This is a genomic window from uncultured Pseudomonas sp. (genome assembly GCF_913777995.1).
Lineage (GTDB): Bacteria > Pseudomonadota > Gammaproteobacteria > Pseudomonadales > Pseudomonadaceae > Aquipseudomonas.
The window spans coordinates 44125-59030 of the sequence record NZ_CAJYVE010000004.1; the positions used below are offsets into that span (position 1 = coordinate 44125).

Genomic DNA, 14906 nt, shown 5'->3' on the forward strand with positions numbered 1-14906 from the left:
TCTCGACTGCCGGCCCGTCGCGGGCCGCTCCGAATTCACCCTAGATCAGATTTCTAAACCGAACGGTCATTTCGTCGGAATGCGGGCTCTGGAGTAATAAAGACGCTGGTTTTCCCCGGTTTCCAGAAAAGCTGCGGCGTTCTGCATGTCCGGCAGACCAGGCAGCAAGGTTTGCTCCAGAGAGGGCGGCGCGGCGACCTGCAGGCGACCTGTTATATGCAGCAGGTACAGGTGTTCATCGCTCAGCCCCTGCAGTTGCGCGGCCAGGAACTCGCCTGGCAGCCAGGTCACCTCGCCGCTGGCGGCATCCAGCAATGCCAGCCGGTGGGGCGCCGCTGGCGGCGGGGCATAGGCCACCAGGGCGACCTGTTGGCCTTTGGGGCTGATCCGATGGTCGAGCAGCCATTCACCGGGCAGCGCCTGGCTCCCCAGATAACAGCGATACACCGGCCAGGACAGGGCTTCGTCCACGTAGAGACGCTGCCACTCCAGGCGTTGTCCGCCCGCCAGGGGCGCGCTCTGCACTCGTTCCTGAGTCGGCTCGTGCAGCGAGGCGCGCTGAATGATTCGCGGTTGTTCGAACACCTTGCCGTCGATTTCCAAGGCGCTGGCAGTCAGGCCGCTCAGCGTGCCTTGCTCATCATCGGCGAGGTAGGGTTGCATGAGTTCCCATTCGAGGTATAGGGAGTTGCGGTCCAGCTGTGCGGCGCCGTATGTCAGCGCGCGTGGCATGTAGTCGGCAAGATCGGTCAGTGGCGGCAGGCGTCTCCACTCGCGGTCCCAGACCCACCAGTGGCTCTGCCGATCATCGCCCTGGCTGGCCAGGCAGGCCAGGGCAAGGCCGTCGGCGCGCCAGGCCACCTTGGGGAACTGCATGGACAGGCGCAGACCACTGGGCTGCCCGTCGACGCTGATCTGCGCCTCCGGGTACCACAACGGATCCAGCGGATTCTCCAGCACGGTGAGGTCATCCGGTATGCATGGGCGCCAGGTGAACGACGGGCCACCAGCCTGCGGTGGTGCAGGAAAGGCCTGTTCCTGGCGCTGCTGCAGGTATTGCCACTGGTCGTTGGCGATTTTCAGGCCCGCCACTTCATGCATCTCGTGGGTCTGGCCGTGGGCGATAAGCTCGTCGATCTGCGCCGCCCAGGCGCTGTCGTCGGTCAGCGGGCTCTGCCGTCCGATAATGGTGGTGTCGCTGACTTCGTCGATCTCCCAGAAGCGACTCTGTACGTCGCAGACATGCAGCAGGCCGAGCTGCCGGTCGAGAATCAGCAGCGGCCAGTCCGTGCGCGACGGCGCAGGGGTCACGAAGTAGCGCCCGTCCGGGGAGAAGGCGGTGGAGGCTCCGCCGCCGTTGATCACGCTGCCGTCCGGCAGCAGGTAGTCGCACACCGCCGGCCCGCCCATGACGAACTCGCTGCACTGCATTACGCGCACCGCTTCACCTTGCGGTGTCACCGGCGCTGGCCCACTCCAAGCGCTGGTGCCCGGCCTGGCGGTGGAGCGCGTGCGGGTCAGGCCCGGGCCTTGCGGTGGTGTCTTGAAGGTCAGCCCCGCCAGCCGCTTCCAGCCTTCATGCACCAGCAGCAGGACCACGAAGCACAGCACCCCGGCCAGCGTGCCGGCCAGCCCCGGCGACACCAGGGTGGCAACCAGCGCACTCAACCCCAGGCAACCACCCAGCACCCACACGAAAGTGCCGTTCACCTCGCCGGTGATGCGGTTCTCCAGCCACTCGGCCAAGTGCGCGCCCAGCCAGTAGGCCAGCACCAGCAGCGGCGGCAGGAAAAACGGAATGATGAACGGCACCACCAGCAGCGCCAGGTTGAACAGCAGTTTGACGATCAGGACGAGCAGCGAGTCGTCATCCTTATAGGGGCGTTCGAGCATGGTGCAGGGGACCTTGTGCCCAGGGCAGGTGCATCCTCATCAAGAGATGCAAGATGCCCGGATCATAGCTGCGAGTGGGCCAGAGGCGGAAGCGTCGGGCTGCATGGGCATAAACAAAAAGCCCCGGACTTTGCAGGCCGGGGCTTTTGTCTACATCGAATTTGGCGGTGAAAGAGGGATTCGAACCCTCGATACGATTTCTCGTATACACACTTTCCAGGCGTGCTCCTTAAACCACTCGGACATCTCACCGTAGCTCGTTTCGGACGTTGCGTCCGTCGAGGTGCGCTAATGTAGTCGAACGCTTTTTCTTATGCAAATGTTTTTTCAGATTTTTCATGCGCTTAAGCGAAAAAAGCGCTCGGCGGCGCTCAGCGGTTCTGCAGGAACACCACGTAGCCGCGGAACCAGGGGCTGTCGCTCAGAAAGTCGGGGGCCTGCCAATGGCCGTCCTGAATCAGGCCCACCTTGAATGGCAGGCCCAGGCGGCTCAGGCGGGGTAGGTAGGCGCCGTAGTCGGGGATGCTGTGGCGGCCCTGGTAGGTCTGTACCACCACTTCGTCGACCACGCCCTTGAGCTCGGCGATGGCGTTGGCGTCGGCGTGGCTGCTCCAGTCCAGCAGGCCGGTGATGCTCAGGCGGTAGTCGGCGGGCATGCGCTGGCGCAGGTCGTGCAGGAAACTGACGTATTCGTCCAGGTAGCGGGTACGCGCGTCGAAGTCGATCTGGATACCGACCACTGGGTTGCCTGCGGCCCGCCAGCGTTGCACCTGGGCGAACAGCTGGCGGTATACCGCTTCTGGCCAACGCAGGGTGTGGGCGCGGTAGACGATCCACAGTTCCGGCTGCGGCAGGCGGCTGACCGCCGGGCCTTGGGCGATGAAGTTGACCTGGCCGCTGCGTCGCGACTGGCTGACCTGGCCCTGCAGCAGGTACAGGGTCCTGGCCTCGGCTAGCACCGGTTGCCCTTCGACGCCGGCCCAGAGCCAGAAGGCATCGTAGTGGCGGGCGTCTACCGCTGCGGCTGCCGGCAAGGCGCCGAGCAGGCCGAACAGCGCCAGCCAGCGCCATACCCTCACGGATTTCACCAGTAGTACTGCAGGATCTGGCCCCATTGGGTGCTGGCGTAGGTGGTCTTGAGCTGGCGGAACCAGGCCTTGCGCACCGGCGGCTCGACCTCCTGGCCGCCGCAGCTGTTATAGCCGGAGGGGGCGTAGCAGTTGATCGCGCGGAACAGTGCGTAGGCTTTCTCGTCGCGACCGGCCTTGGGGTTGTCGATCACTTGGCGATAGCCGTCCAGGCGAGAATACACCTCGCCGGCGAAGCCCGGTGCGGTGCCGCCCAGGGTGTCGGCGTCGCGGCGTTGATCCAGGGACATGCTGTCCAGGCGATTGCGCAGGATGAACTCGCCCAGGCAGTTCAGCCCCTTGGGATCCTTGCTGTCGGCCTGCAGCGCGGCGGCGGTCTGCGCGATGCTCGGGCAGGCATAGCCGGACTCGGCCTTGTCGCCCTGCCACAGGAACATCGCCAGGGTAGGCGCCTGCTGGTTGAAGTAGAAGTAGTCCAGCGCACGGCCAAGGTTTTCGCCGGCCATCGGGCTGGGCAGGCGCTTGAAGTCTTCGGCGAAATCCGCGTAGCGGCTGCGCAGCAGATCCTTGTACAGCAACACGAACAGCGCCAGCTGGCGTTCCTGTTCATCCATGCCCTGGGTAGTTTGCTGGCGCAGCAGCTCGGCATCGGCCACATGGCTGAGGAGGATGTTGCGCACCTGCTGCGAGCGGATCGGCGAGTCGCTGGCAAACACCCGCGCCAGTTGCTCGTCGCGCTCGTAGCTCATCGCCAGGGCCAGCTCCAGTTGTTCGCGCTGCAAGGGCGCCTTGGCCTGGGGCAGGATTGCCAGCCAGGTCTGTTGCGCGCCTTTCCAGTCCTGCCGGGCCTGCAGGGCCAGGCCACGCAGCATCTGCTGGCTGAAGCCCAAGTAGTCGAGGTTGGCCGCCGGGGCCGCGGGTAGCAAGGTCAGGGCCTTGGCCGGGTCGTCCTGCACGTACAGGGCATGTGCGGCCTGCAAGTAGTCGAACAGCGCCGGCTGGCTGTCGAATACCGCCTTCTGGGCCTGCAGATCGTCCAGCGACAGGCGCGTTTGGTTCTGTTCACGCATCATCAGCAGATCGCTGACGGCCATCAGCATGGGGTCGGGAAGAATGCCGGTCCCTGCGCCCAACAGCTTGAGGTCGATCTCGTTGACCAGTTCGTCGAGGTCGACGTTGCGCTGTTCTTCGCGGGCCTGGGTCAATTGCCAGATGTACTCGGTGGTCAGTTGTTCATCCTCGCCGCTGAGCCAGTAAACCCGGCGCAGCAGGCCCCTGGCCGAAGCTGCATAGGTCCCTTGTGGCCAGGCAGACAGGTAGGCCTGCAGCCGCTGAGCGGCCTGTTGCGCCAGGGCCTTGTCGGCGATTTCTTCGGTGAGCTGGCCGTATTCGTCGAAAGCGTCCTGCTGCGCCTGGTTGAGCAGCGTGCGCGCGCTCATGTACGCCGCGGTTTCCTTGAGCCAGGGTTGGGAGCTGCCGGCCAGTGCAGTGAAGCCCTGGCTGGCTTCGTCGAAGCGACCGCTATAGAAGTCGGCGGCGGCGCGCAGGTAGGTCGCGAATGCCTGGGCGGCGGGCGAGGGCAGGCTGGCGGGGATCAGGCTGGCCTGCTGCGCGGGCTCCCAACTGCAGGCACCGAGCATCTGCAGGCGCGCCTCGGCAAGGGGCTTGCGTTCCGGGTCGGTGATGTCCGAGCTGTCCAGCACCTGCCCGATGAAGTCCAGGGCGCCAAAGGCATCGTTACTGCGACAACGGCTGCCTTCGCCTTGGAGAAAGTCATCACCGGCGCTGTGCTCGGGCAGTGCCAGGCCCATGGCTTGCAGGCGCGTCAGACGAGGATTGGCCGGTGCCGAGGGGTCAGGATCGCTCGGCTTGTCCGCCGGGCGCAGCCGATAAGTCGGGAAGGGGACTGGCCCGTAGCCGGCATCCAAGTCCATGGCCTGCAGCGGTTGCGGGTTCAGCGGCAATGCGCCTTTGTCGGCGAGCAGCAGGCGCAGGTTGACCTGGGAGTCGTTGCCGGGGCTGAGGAAAGGCAGGTTGTTGCACGCCTCGAGGTTTTCCTTGATCAGCGACCAGCGTGGATAGCAGGAGTCGTCACTGCTGGCCTGGGCCTGAAAGGAGGAAACCGAACCCAGGATCACTGCCAAGGTAGTCAACAGCCGCGTGCGCATGAAAAGTCCTTCAATCATGTAGGCAAAATAATCAGGCGCAGATCATAGCCTGTCCTTCTGCCTGCACGCAGGTCTGTGATGCAGAATTCGACGCGGGTTACAGCATGCGCTTGAGGGTGTCGTCCTTGCGGATGAAGTGGTGCCAGAGCGCAGCGACTACATGCAAGCCGGCGACGAAATAGAACAGTGAACCGAACAACTTGTGCAGGTCTTCAAAGCGCTCGGCGACGTGCCCCGAGGTGGTCAGCGGCCAGGGAATCGACCAGCCGGTGAAGACGATCGGCAAGGCGCCTTTTTCCACCATCACGGTGAGCAGGCCGAGTACCGGCTGGACGAACAGAAAGGCGTACATCAGGTAATGGGTCAGGGTCGCCAGGCGTTGCAGGCTGCCTTGCAAGGGCGGGTTGATGGACGGGGGGCTGTGGCGGCGTCGCTCGGCGACCCGGAAGAACGCCAGGCCGAGCAGCAACAGGCCGACCATGAAGTGTCCCTGGACGACCATCGCGCGATAAGGCGAGAACCGCTCGAACTGGGTCCGGCTGAGGATCAGGCAGTAGGCGAGCACGACCAGAGCAGCCATGACCCAGTGCAGCCAGCGGGCTTTCGGGGTGTAGCGATGCGCAGAAAGAATGGCCACAGCAGGATTCCAAACCAGGGTTGATCGAACGGCGAGACATCCCTCACCAAGTTGCCTGATGCGACGGATTTCAGCCGCTTGTCGCGCGGTTGCACAGGCCAAGCAAGGCTTGTGCCTACCGCAGGGGGCAAACGGCTTCAGCTGAGTCTAGGCAATATTCATCAGCGCGCAGCGCCATGCTGCCGACCAGCGAGGACGGCGCTGTCAGGCCGATAGAGCGCAGACCTGGGAGATCGTTCCCTGGCCGCCCGCGCCTGGGGGGCGCTGACTGTTGAGCAGGGGCGCGGACTAAGGACCGGGTTGCACCGGAAAGGTGAAGGTCCCGCCATTGTGCTCGCAGTCACGTTGGGTCTGGCCTTGCGGCTGCACCTCGTAGTACCAGGTGATCACCCGCGCGCCATCAGGAATGTTCGGGCTGTCCTGGCCTGGCTCGCGGCTGGCCGAGCGTTCACTGGCCAGCGACTCCTGGGTCAGGGTCGCCGAGCAGGACGCCACGGCACCCTGTGGGCAGCGCGCGACCTTGCGTTTGCTGCTGGGGCTGGCGCCCTGGTCCTGATTGCTGCACGACCAGTCGATCGAGCCTTCGGGCATGCCCTGATACTCGTAGCACTGGTGGGGTTGGACCACCGGCACCTGGCCGCTGGCCGGCCGAGTCGTCACATCGCAGGCCTCGCCACGGGCCAGTGGGCAGGCGCACAGCAGAAGCAGGGCAATGACAGGTTTCATGGTGGGCCTCCTGGCCGTCCAGCATGGGGCTTGCCGTCAACGGGTGAATCGTTGCGCGACGGCAAAGTTCCGTGCGCAACGACCACCGGCAGCCGCGCCAGGGCGCGACCGGCGCTGCCCGACAAGCGACGGAACCCCCTGGCCCGGCAGGCTTCATATGCTCTGAACGGCAGGTTGTCCCTGGCCCGCCGCCGGTCCCAGAAGGAGCAAGCGTTGTTGACCCGTGCCCATCCGCCCGTCGGCGCCCGGCAGCCGGTATCGGCCAGCCTCTCACTGAACGTACTGACCATGAACATGCATATGGGCTTTGGCTTCTTCAATCGCCGTTTCATCCTGCCGGAGCTGCGCGAAGCGGTGCGCAGCGTGTCGGCTGACGTGGTGTTTCTCCAGGAGGTGCATGGTGAGCACCAGCGCCATGCCAGCCGGGTCGAGGGTTGGCCGACCATCTCCCAGTACGAGTTCCTCGCCGACAGCATGTGGAGCAGCTTCGCTTATGGCCGCAATGCGGTTTATCCGGAAGGCGACCACGGCAACGCGCTGCTCTCCAAATACCCCATCGTGCGTCACGAGAACCTCGATGTGTCGATTCATGGCACCGAAGAGCGTGGCCTGCTGCACTGCGTGCTGGAGGTGCCGCAGTTCGGCGAAGTACATGCCGTGTGTGTACACCTGGGCCTGCGCGAGAAGCACCGTGAACAGCAGATCCGCCTGCTGGCGCAACTGGTCCGGCGTCTGCCCGAGGGTGAGCCGGTAATCGTCGCTGGCGACTTCAACGACTGGCGCCTGCGCGCCGATGCGCTGCTCGAAGGCACCGGCCTGCATGAAGTCTTCGTGCATCACACCGGCGCTGCGGCGCGCAGTTTTCCGGCGCGCTGGCCGCTGCTGCGCCTGGACCGCATCTACGTGGCCAATGCGCAGAGCCGCCGCCCGCGTGTGTTGTCCAATCGGCCCTGGTCGCATCTGTCCGACCATGCGCCCCTGGCCGTGGAGGTGAGCTTGTGACCCAAGGCATATGGCGTGATGGCAACTCGGTGGAGTTGCTGATCAATGGCGAAGACTTCTATGCGGCGGTGTTCGACGCGATCCGCAGCGCCCGTCGGCAGGTGCTGATCGAGACCTTCATCATTTTCGAGGATCGCATTGGTGAGGGGCTGCAGCAGGCGGTGATCGAAGCGGCCGGCAATGGAGCGCAAGTGGTGGTCACTGTCGACGACTACGGCACCTGCGATCTCAGCTCGGTGTTCGTCAAGCAGATGATCGACGCCGGCGTACAGATCCAGCTGTTCGATCCGCAGCCGCGCTTCATGGGCATGCGCACCAACCTGTTCCGCCGCCTGCATCGCAAGGTGGTGGTGATCGACGGCGAACAGGCGTTCATCGGCGGCATCAACTACAGCGTCGATCACATGACCGACACCGGCCTGACTGCCAAGCAGGACTACGCGGTGCGGGTGCGTGGGCCGATCATCGCCGATATCCATCACAGCGCCCTGCACATGCTCAGCCCGGCGGTGCGCAGGCGCCTGGAACCGGTGCCGTTGCGCCTTGAGCATGCCGGCAGTGCGCGCATGCTGCTGGCCGAGCGTGACAACCAGCAGCACACCACCGATATCGAAGAGCAGTACCTGGCGGCGATCCGCAAGGCCAATACGCGGATTACCCTGGCCAATGCCTACTTCTTTCCCAGCTACCGCTTCCTGCGCGAATTGCGCAACGCCTCGCGACGCGGGGTGAAGGTCACGCTGATTCTGCAGGGCAAGCCGGACATGCCCTTCGTGCGCGTCTGCTCGCGGCTGACCTACACCTACCTGCTGCGCGACGGTGTGGTGATCCACGAGTACAAGCAGCGCGCGCTGCACGGCAAGGTGGCGCTGATCGATCATGAGTGGTCCACGGTCGGTTCCAGCAATCTCGACCCGCTGAGCCTGGCACTGAACCTGGAGGCCAACCTGTTCATCCGCGATGCGCGCCTGAACCAGCACCTGCAGGAACATCTGATGGGCCTGGCCGCCGCCCACAGCGTACCGATCACCCTCAAGGGCGCGGCACGTGGCCAGTGGTGGCGGGCACCGATGATCTTTCTGTGCTTCCACTTCCTGCGGCATTTCCCGGCCATCGCCGGCCTGTTCCCGGTACATGGCATGCGCCTCAAGCCGCTGCGGGCCAAGGACGTGATGCCTGAAGCCCGCGTCATCAAGGATCAACAGCAGGCGGCTGCCGAGCTGTCCAATCAGGAGAAGACCTCATGAGCCAGGCCGGCACCGTGGAGCGCAACGGGCATTCGCCCTCTTGGATGTGGGCCAAGCGGGGCCTGAAGCTGTTCTTCTTCATCGCTGTGCCGGTGTTGCTGTTCCTGCTGGTCAAGAACCTCGACTGGCAGGAAGTGCTGCAGGCCCTGCGTTCCTACAAGGCCAGCACCCTGGCACTGGCGGCTGGGGTGGCCGCCACCAGTTACCTGGTGTACTGCGGCTTCGATATCCTCGCGCGTTTCTACACTCGCCACCGGCTGAGCATCGCCCAGGTGATCCCGGTGACCTTCGTCTGCTACGCCTTCAACCTCAACCTCAGTTCCTGGGTCGGCGGTATCGCCTTGCGCTACCGGCTGTACTCACGGCTGGGTCTGGATGTGCCGACCATCACTCGTGTTCTCAGCCTGAGCCTGATCACCAACTGGTTGGGCTACATGCTGCTGGCCGGGGTGGTGTTTTCCGCAGGCTTTCTGAAGCTGCCGCCTGAGTGGTCGATCGGCTCGACGACTCTACGCCTGATCGGTCTCGGATTGCTGGCCCTGTGCGCGGCCTACCTGCTGGCTTGCCGCTTCTCCAGGCGGCGCTCATGGACGGTGCGGGATCAGGAGATCGTTCTGCCTTCGTTGGGGCAGGCCCTGCTGCAGGCCGGCCTGGGCGCGTTGAACTGGTCGCTGATGGCCCTGGTGATCTTCACCTTGCTACCGGAAAAGGCGTTTTACCCGGCGATTCTCGGCGTGCTGCTGATCAGCAGCATCGCCGGGGTCATCACCCACATCCCGGCAGGCCTCGGGGTGCTGGAAACCGTGTTCATCACCCTGCTGGCCCATCAGTTCTCGAAGAGCACACTGCTGGCCGCACTGATCGGCTACCGGGCGATCTATTTCCTGCTGCCGTTGCTGCTGGCGGTGGTGGTGTACCTGGTGCTGGAAAAACGTGCCAAGGCCCTCAGCGAGAAGAACCGCGCGGCCGGCTGAGCCGGCCGTGGGTCAGTGGCCCAGCTTGGCGAACATCTTCACCGCGTCCACGGCGTTATTGGTGCCTTCGCTGATCTTGACGATCACCGAGCCGGCCTGGTCGGCCAGGTCGACACCCTTGACCGCTGTGGTGCGCGTGTTGTCCATGCTGTCGATGGCCTGGCGGGTTTCGCTCTGGATCATGTCGATCATCTCGGAGATCTCCGCTGTCGAGCGGCTGGTGCGGCCTGCCAGCTGGCGCACTTCATCGGCCACCACGGCGAAGCCACGACCCTGATCGCCAGCACGGGCGGCCTCGATGGCCGCGTTAAGGGCCAGCAGGTTGGTCTGCTCGGCGATGCTGCGGATGGTGTTGACGATGGCGGTGATCTGCTCTGAACGCGCGCCCAGCTGGGTAATGATCCGCGACGAGTCCTCGATGTTCAGCGAGATCTGACGCATTTCCTCGGCCGCCTGCTGGATCACTTCGGTGCCGTGTTCGGTGACTTTGCGAGTTTCCACCGAGATGTGATACGCCTGCGCGGCGCTGCTGGCGTCACGTTCGTGCTGTTCGACCCGTGGCGTGATGTCGGAGGCGAACTTGATGACTTTCCACAGCTTGCCACTGGCGTCATAAATCGGGTTGTAGGTCGCTTCCAGCCAGATCGGCTGACCGTTGCGGCCGCTGCGGTGGAACTGGCCACTGAAGAACTCACCCTTGTTCAAACGCCGCCAGAAGTCAGCATATTCGGCACTTTCGGCCACTTCTCGCGGGCACAGCATGCGATGGTGCTTGCCGACCAGCTCGGCCTCGCTGTAGCCCATGGTGCGGGTCAGGTTGGCGTTGGCCTTGAGGATATGCCCATCAGGGCTGAACTCGATCACCGCCATGGCACGGTCGATCGCCTCCAGCTTGCTGCGTGCTTCGTTGGCTTGCTCGACCTGCTGGGTGACGTCGGCAGCATACTTGATGACTTTCACCACCTTGCCCTGAGCATCGCGCACCGGGTTGTAGCTGGCTTCCAGCCACACGGTATGCCCATCGCTGGCCAGGCGCCGGAAGGTCGAGGAAACGAACTCGCCACTGCGCAGGCGCGACCAGAAGCGGTCGTATTCGCTGCTGCGCCCGTCTTCCGGGGTGCAGAACATGCGGTGCTGTTTGCCGACGATGTCTTCGCGGCGATAGCCCATGGTCGTGAGGAAATTGTCGTTGGCGCTCAGCACCACGCCATTGAGGTCGAACTCGATACTGGCCATCGACCGGTCGATGGCCTTGAGCAGGCTGGCCTGCTGTTCGATGACCTGTTGCAGGGCAGCGATTTCTTTACTGTTGGATTTGAAGAACATGGCGGCAGACTCAGAGAGGTTGAGCACGAGTCATTTCCCTGAGTGTGCGGGACGGCACGCACCCGTTCCTGGCGCGTTGACGAAAATATTGATGTCAGTTTGCTACTTTGTACAATTCATTCTTTCAAATGAATTCGCTCATGCGAATACGCCGCATCCGTGTCTAGCACCCTTTGCAGGCCCAGGATTCCCCATATTTGTTGAACATTTCCGAAGAACATCGCGTCGCTGTCATTGAAGTGTTGTTAGTGTGTAAGTTAGTTCAATAGCTTCTCTCTATTTTCGCGCTACGACCTGACAGCGTCGAACAGCAAGGGCGGATTTTCCGACATGAGGTAATGGCCTTCGGGCCACGGGTTCGCAGGCAGACCTATCCTCCAGCTGAAGCGTCGATCGGCCACGCAGCCTGTGGCGTTCGCCCGTCCGCGAGCACTGCCGAGCAGTGCAGAATGCCAACAGGAGCTGGTCCTCATGAGTCTGCTGAGCAAAAGCAACCCGACCGGCACGCGCATTGTCGGTTCCTCCGTTGCCGAGCCGATGTCCCTGGGCTTTGCCGCTTATCGCCTTGAGGCTGGAGAGATCCTGCCCTTGGCGGCACAGGCCCGAGAACAGTGTGTGGTGGTGCTGGGAGGGCGCGTCAGCGTCAATGGCGAGGCACAGGGGCAGGGCGCCTTTGGCTGGGCCAATATCGGTGCGCGGCATTCGGTGTTCGAGCGCCGGCCCCCTTATGCGATCTATCTGCCGCCCAATAGCCAGGCGCAGTTCCTCGCCTTGGGGCCGGCCAGCCTGGCGGTCTGCTCGGCGCCAGGCGCTGAGGGTGGGCCTTTTCCCGCGCGGCTGATCACGCCTGACAGCATGCGCCGCAGCATGCGCGGCAAGGGCACCGGCACTTGTCTGGTCTACGAAGTGCTGTCCGATGCCCAGTTGATTCATTCACTGCTGGTGATCGAAGTGCATGCGCCGCCCGGTTATTCGTCCGGCTGCCTGCCGCCCGTGCAAGCGCCTGAAGGCGACGCGTTGGCAGACACTGTCGAAGAGCTCTGCTACCACCAGGTCAGCCCGGTCGACCGCTTCGTGTTCCAGCGGGTATACACCTTCGACCGGCATATCGACCAGGCCATGGCGGTGGAAAATCATGACCTGGTCAGCCTGCCCAAGGGGCTGCATCCGCTGAGTGTGCCCCTGGGTTGTGAAAGCTATTGCCTGAGCGTGAAGGCCGCCTCGCCACTGCCAGGGCGTCGCGACGCCGACTGGCACGACCTGTGATGGCTGCTGCTGACTCGAGGGGCCAGCCTCAGGGTGCATGACCCTGCTTTTTTACAGGTCTTTGCCCTAATTGTTGGTCATTCGCAGGGCAGGTGGGTTGCCGAGTGCGCAAGGCGGCCTTAGACTGCCGCCCCTCGTGACCGGAGTCCGAGGCCTCGCCGTGAAAGCCGGGCGCTTTCAGGGGCTCGCACGGATCCTCTGCAGATCGGCTAAATGCACGTTTTTTATTAGAGAAATCAATGACAAAGGAACAGTTGCTGGCCATGCCGGCCGATGACTACATGAATGCCGAGCAGCACGCTTTCTTCGTCGAGCTGTTGCAGTCCATGAAAGTTGAAATCCATGAGCGCATCGAGAAGAGTCGTGCCGCCATCGAGAGCCTGGATAGCCCGGCAGACCCTGCCGATGCCGCTTCCGTGGAAGAAGAGCGTCATTGGCTGGTGAACGCCATCGAGCGCGACCAACGCATGCTGCCACAACTGGAAATGGCCCTTACGCGCATCGCTGACGACACCTTTGGCTGGTGCGATGACAGCGGCGAGCCGATCGGCCTGAAGCGCTTGCTGATCAGCCCGACCACTCGCTACTGCATCGAAGCGCAAGAGCGTCACGAGTCCATCGACAAGCATCAGCGCCAGTACTGATTCGACCTGGCAGCGTTGGGCGACACCGACCGGGAGGCAAGCGATTGCCTCCCGGTTTCGTTGTGGCCGCCGTTCGTCGTTTTTCCGGCTGCATTCACTTCATGAGGGCCAGCTACCACTAACGGATCATGGCTAATGGCCGTTGCCTGGCGTTTAATCGACTTCTAAAAAGAAGAAACACAGGGATGAACAGCATGGCCGAAAACCTTTCGTTTGCAGGGAAGCTGGCAGAACCCGCCGCGAAGAAACCTCGTTCTTTACCCGCCTGGTTGCTCGGCGCCGCCCAGAGCCTGGGGGTGTGCCTGTTGCTGCTGGTCGCCGGTTCGAGCCTTCTGCCACTGTGGGCGAGTCTGCCCCTGGGCGTGGCGCTGATCTGGCTGCCCTGGCTACGTCGGCCCAGCGTGCAGGCGGGTAGCGTTGCGCAGGCCGATAGCGATATCACCCGGCTGACCCGTGATCTTTCCCACACCACCAGTCACAACGCGCTGTCGGCAGCCAGCGTGTCCTTTGCCGTGCGGCAATTGGCTGACAGGGTGCAGTCGCAGCTCAAGGCCGCCGAACAGGTGAGCGAGAGTGCGCATGTGATGATCGCCACCGAGCAACAGACCGCGCAGTTGAGCCAGCAGGCCCTGGGTGCGGCCAGCGAAGTGCGGCACAGCAGCGAGGCCGGGCGTAGCGTACTGGCCGAATCCATCGAGCGCATGCATCGCCTGAGCCAGCTGGCGCTGGACAGCCGGGAAGTCATCGGGGCCCTCAGCCAGCGCAGTGAAGAGATCCAACGCGTGGCCCAGGTCATCCAGTCGATTGCCAGCCAGACCAACCTGCTGGCCCTCAATGCCGCCATCGAAGCGGCTCGGGCCGGCGAGCATGGCCGTGGTTTCGCCGTGGTCGCCGACGAAGTGCGGGGCCTGGCCGGGCGTACCGCGACGGCTACCGAGGAGGTCGGGCAGATGGTCGCCGATATCCAGCAGCGTACCGCCCAGGTGGTGGCGCAGATCCAGCAGTTGTCTGCCGACCTGGGCAGCGGCGTCAGCCAGGTCGAGGACACCGGCCGACACCTGGGGCGCATGGCCGACCTGGCGGCCGGCGTCGAAAGCCAGGTGGCGGAAATCGCCCAGGGCGCCCAGACCAATCAGGAGCAACTGAGCCATCTGTTCGTCGCCGTCGACCAGATGCGCAGCGACCTGGCTGTCAGTGACCAGCAGACCACCCGGCTGGCCGAAGCGGCCGTGCAGATGGAGCAGCAGGCCGAAACCATCAGCCAGCGTCTGGCGCAGGTGGGCCTGGACGATTATCACCAGCGCATCTACGACCTGGCCCGTGAAGGCGCGCAGCAGATCGCGGCGCGCTTCGAGGCTGACATCACGCAAGGCGTGGTCAGCCTGGATGACCTGTTCGACCGCCACTATCAGCCGATTCCAGGCACCGTCCCGCCACGCTTTCATACCCGCTTCGACCGCTACACCGACCAGGTACTGCCTGAGGTACAGGAGCCGCTGCTCAAGCGCCACGAGGGGCTGGTGTTCGCCATCGCCTGTACCCAGCAGGGCTATGTCCCGACCCACAACGCCGCCTTCAATCAGCCGCTGACCGGTGATCCGGCGCTGGACACCGCGCGCAACCGCAGCAAGCGCAAGTTCGACGACCGCACGGGCATTCGCTGCGGCAGCCATCAACAGGCGGTGCTGTTGCAGACCTATGCCCGCGACACCGGTGAACTGATGCATGACCTGTCGGTGCCGATCATGGTCCGTGGTCGGCACTGGGGTGGGCTGCGCCTGGGCTATCGGCCCGAACAGCATCTCGGCGCCTGAACCACGAGTAGCGCCAGCGTGCCGGGCCGGTCAGGTGGCGGACACAACGGCGTCGCTTTAATAAAACTATTGATGTAGGAAAGTTCTGAAATACATATGAATGCTTGACTGTCGTGGAGTG

The 14906-nt window shown here is 63.7% G+C and carries 12 protein-coding genes and 1 tRNA gene; 6 read left to right on the top strand and 7 right to left on the bottom strand.

All coding sequences use genetic code 11. The features are described from left to right. Positions 1–66: 66 nt before the first annotated feature. The 6 genes from QZ497_RS00755 to QZ497_RS00780 form a co-directional block, all read right to left on the bottom strand. Positions 67–1893, bottom strand: a complete 1827-nt coding sequence (locus QZ497_RS00755; RefSeq protein WP_295470139.1) for a hypothetical protein — start codon at positions 1891–1893, stop codon at positions 67–69. Positions 1894–2055: 162 nt separating this feature from the next. After that, positions 2056–2145: transfer RNA gene (locus QZ497_RS00760), tRNA-Ser, on the bottom strand. Between the two features lie 119 nt (positions 2146–2264). After that, positions 2265–3008 carry a DUF3142 domain-containing protein gene (locus QZ497_RS00765; protein ID WP_295470141.1) on the bottom strand — a complete coding sequence of 248 codons (744 nt, stop codon included), beginning with the start codon at positions 3006–3008 and terminating at the stop codon, positions 2265–2267. Beyond that, positions 2978–5149: an outer membrane assembly lipoprotein YfiO gene (locus QZ497_RS00770; protein ID WP_295470144.1), complete on the bottom strand. Its 2172-nt coding sequence runs from the start codon at positions 5147–5149 to the stop codon at positions 2978–2980. The genes QZ497_RS00765 and QZ497_RS00770 overlap by 31 nt, the downstream gene beginning before the upstream one ends. 97 nt (positions 5150–5246) lie before the next feature. Next, positions 5247–5786: a cytochrome b gene (locus tag QZ497_RS00775; protein ID WP_295470146.1), complete on the bottom strand. Its 540-nt coding sequence runs from the start codon at positions 5784–5786 to the stop codon at positions 5247–5249. Positions 5787–6074: 288 nt separating this feature from the next. Next, positions 6075–6512, bottom strand: coding sequence for a hypothetical protein (locus QZ497_RS00780; protein WP_295470148.1), 438 nt, complete (start codon positions 6510–6512; stop codon positions 6075–6077). A 216-nt stretch (positions 6513–6728) separates the two neighbouring features. On the opposite strand from QZ497_RS00780, the gene QZ497_RS00785 reads away from it, so the two are divergent. Genes QZ497_RS00785 through QZ497_RS00795 form a run of 3 tightly spaced genes read left to right on the top strand, consistent with a single transcriptional unit; the run spans position 6729 to position 9735 of the window. Further along, positions 6729–7514, top strand: a complete 786-nt coding sequence (locus tag QZ497_RS00785) for an endonuclease/exonuclease/phosphatase family protein (protein WP_295470459.1) — start codon at positions 6729–6731, stop codon at positions 7512–7514. Next, positions 7511–8761 (top strand): cardiolipin synthase ClsB, encoded by a 1251-nt coding sequence (clsB, locus tag QZ497_RS00790; protein ID WP_295470150.1) that lies wholly within the window; start codon positions 7511–7513, stop codon positions 8759–8761. Before QZ497_RS00785 ends, clsB begins: the two co-directional genes overlap by 4 nt. Continuing rightward, positions 8758–9735 (top strand): lysylphosphatidylglycerol synthase domain-containing protein, encoded by a 978-nt coding sequence (locus tag QZ497_RS00795; RefSeq protein WP_295470152.1) that lies wholly within the window; start codon positions 8758–8760, stop codon positions 9733–9735. Before clsB ends, QZ497_RS00795 begins: the two co-directional genes overlap by 4 nt. 12 nt (positions 9736–9747) lie before the next feature. Here QZ497_RS00795 and QZ497_RS00800 read toward each other — a convergent pair whose 3' ends face one another. Next, positions 9748–11061 (bottom strand): PAS domain-containing methyl-accepting chemotaxis protein, encoded by a 1314-nt coding sequence (locus tag QZ497_RS00800; protein ID WP_295470461.1) that lies wholly within the window; start codon positions 11059–11061, stop codon positions 9748–9750. Positions 11062–11532: 471 nt separating this feature from the next. Here QZ497_RS00800 and QZ497_RS00805 point away from each other — a divergent pair, with 471 nt between their 5' ends. The 3 genes from QZ497_RS00805 (at position 11533) to QZ497_RS00815 (ending at position 14785) form a co-directional block, all read left to right on the top strand. Beyond that, on the top strand, positions 11533–12327 hold the full coding sequence (locus tag QZ497_RS00805; protein WP_295470154.1) for a 5-deoxy-glucuronate isomerase: 795 nt from the start codon (positions 11533–11535) through the stop codon (positions 12325–12327). Between the two features lie 239 nt (positions 12328–12566). Next, complete coding sequence (locus QZ497_RS00810) at positions 12567–12971, top strand: TraR/DksA C4-type zinc finger protein (RefSeq protein WP_295470156.1); 405 nt, start codon at positions 12567–12569, stop codon at positions 12969–12971. 194 nt (positions 12972–13165) lie between these two features. After that, a complete protein-coding gene (locus QZ497_RS00815; RefSeq protein ID WP_295470158.1) occupies positions 13166–14785 on the top strand; it encodes a methyl-accepting chemotaxis protein in 1620 nt (539 codons plus the stop codon). Positions 14786–14906: the final 121 nt, after the last annotated feature.

What these genes read in the sequence shown, in the direction of transcription:
- QZ497_RS00755 (WP_295470139.1), bottom strand. Translation starts at nt 1,893, where the DNA reads ATGCTCGAACGCCCCTATAAGGATGACGACTCGCTGCTCGTCCTGATC.
- QZ497_RS00800 (WP_295470461.1), bottom strand. Translation starts at nt 11,061, where the DNA reads ATGTTCTTCAAATCCAACAGTAAAGAAATCGCTGCCCTGCAACAGGTC.
- QZ497_RS00795 (WP_295470152.1), top strand. Translation starts at nt 8,758, where the DNA reads ATGAGCCAGGCCGGCACCGTGGAGCGCAACGGGCATTCGCCCTCTTGG.
- QZ497_RS00805 (WP_295470154.1), top strand. Translation starts at nt 11,533, where the DNA reads ATGAGTCTGCTGAGCAAAAGCAACCCGACCGGCACGCGCATTGTCGGT.
- QZ497_RS00815 (WP_295470158.1), top strand. Translation starts at nt 13,166, where the DNA reads ATGGCCGAAAACCTTTCGTTTGCAGGGAAGCTGGCAGAACCCGCCGCG.
- QZ497_RS00780 (WP_295470148.1), bottom strand. Translation starts at nt 6,512, where the DNA reads ATGAAACCTGTCATTGCCCTGCTTCTGCTGTGCGCCTGCCCACTGGCC.
- QZ497_RS00810 (WP_295470156.1), top strand. Translation starts at nt 12,567, where the DNA reads ATGACAAAGGAACAGTTGCTGGCCATGCCGGCCGATGACTACATGAAT.
- QZ497_RS00765 (WP_295470141.1), bottom strand. Translation starts at nt 3,008, where the DNA reads ATGGGGCCAGATCCTGCAGTACTACTGGTGAAATCCGTGAGGGTATGG.
- QZ497_RS00770 (WP_295470144.1), bottom strand. Translation starts at nt 5,149, where the DNA reads ATGCGCACGCGGCTGTTGACTACCTTGGCAGTGATCCTGGGTTCGGTT.